This window comes from Aequoribacter sp. (genome assembly GCF_965659035.1).
Classification (GTDB): Bacteria; Pseudomonadota; Gammaproteobacteria; order Pseudomonadales; family Halieaceae; genus Aequoribacter.
In genome coordinates this window covers 1-1,697 of sequence record NZ_CBFHWH010000170.1, presented here as the reverse complement: position 1 = coordinate 1,697, position 1,697 = coordinate 1, and the positions used below count along the sequence as shown (strand labels likewise).

The 1,697-nt window shown below is 51.5% G+C and carries 2 protein-coding genes; both read left to right on the top strand.

Features of this window, described 5'->3' with window-relative positions; all coding sequences use genetic code 11:
* A partial coding sequence (locus tag ACTF5Z_RS12130) for a PilW family protein (protein ID WP_438985860.1) occupies positions 1-963 on the top strand: 963 nt, incomplete at its 5' end.
* An 18-nt stretch (positions 964-981) separates the two neighbouring features.
* Positions 982-1,697, top strand: a 716-nt coding sequence (locus tag ACTF5Z_RS12125; protein WP_438985859.1) for a hypothetical protein, incomplete at its 3' end; no start/stop codon positions are given.

Here is a 1,697-nt window from a genome sequence, read left to right as displayed (position 1 = left end):
GGTTACACCCTCGTCGAAATCATGATTGCCCTTGCTCTTGGGGCTGTGCTGCTGGCGGGCAGTTTAGAAATCTATTCAACCGCTCGGGCCTCATGGGCTGATCAGCGTTTGGGTGCCGTTGTGGTAGAGAACGGACGAGTCATGTCACAGGTTTTACGCTCTTCTTTCTCGGGGGCAGGCTACTGGGGTTGCTTGCCCGATAGTAATGACAAGCTCTACCTCGATGTCACGCCGACGGCGGATACCCTTCATCCATACCTCTACGCTAATGACAGTACTGGCGCCAGTGGTTTAGGGATTTCAAGATCCGTTAGTAGTGACATCATCACAATTTATTCCGTAATTTCTGCGTCGCAGGCAACGACCTGTGCCGTGGACCCTGACAACGCGGCTACGTGCCCTGCCGAGATAGTTTTGAATGGCGGCGATGCCGCTGATCGACAAATTACGTTTAACGCCGACGGTCATGGGTTTAGCGCGGGCGACACCATTGTGTTGAGCAATTGCTCTCAGGCAACAGCAATCGAAGTGGCCGCGGTTAATAGTGCAACGGTATTAACCTACGACCCAACGAGCTGTGGCTCGGGTACGGCGGGTTGCACCTATGATCCGCAGACCAGTGTAATGAAACTGGATGTCCGACGTTTCTATGTGGCGGATAACGGCCGCGGTGGAGACTCTTTCTACCTGCAGCTAAGCTCTGGAGCAGAAGTTGAGCTAGTAGAGGGTATAGAAAACTTCAGCATACGCTATGGTATCGACGCCCAGACGGAAAGTGGCGGCAGTTTTGCGTCGGGCTCTGACGGATCAGTGGAGCAATACGTAGCCCGCAGTAATGTGGGTGGTAATTGGGACAAAGTGTTAGCGGTTAAGTTCGAATACACGATTTCATCGCTGGGCAACAACCCAGTCACACGAAACTTTAGTACGGTTGCGACGATTCGCAACTTTAGACGCAATTAATGTCGGGGGAGACACCTTATGGCAGCGCAATTTATGAAAACACCATACCAAACGTTTAAAACCCTGCCTTCGAAGCAGAAGGGGGCGGTTTTGCTGGTGAGCGTCGTGACGCTTTCCCTGTTGGCTTTGGCTGGCCTCAGCACGGTTGAGCAGACAGTCGTGCAAGAGCGCACATCCGTTAACTCCAAGGCGGCTGACGATGCTACGCGTAACGCCGAAAAAGGCCTTAAGCAGGCCGTTTCTGATTTGACCAATGGCGATGTGTCTACCAATGGTTTTTGTACAGAAAACTTGAGTACTGAGGATCCAGGAAACTGGGAATGCGAGAAAGTCTCAGAGGATGGATACACCTATGTTGTGTCTTACATCATGAATGGTGATCAGCCAGCGACTGACGACAATGGTGATACGATCCATAAAGTGTCGGTGGTTGGTGTTCGCAGCGGTTCTAGTGGTGGTTCGTTGGCTACTCAGTCGCTGACGGCAGGTGTCGTGGTCAGAAACGTCGCGACCGCAGGCGTTTGGGATGACGCAATTGTAGGGTGTCGAAATGTTATTTTAAAAGACGATACCAGAGTCGTCGGTGATGTTCGCACCAAGCTTTCGACCTCGATGTTAGATGCAAGTTCAGATGCCACTATTAACGGCGATGCTTATTATGTCGATGAAGAGGGTGTGTCAGGGATCGTTGTTGGTACTTTAGGTCAGGTTGATGCAGAAAGTTGTGACCCCTT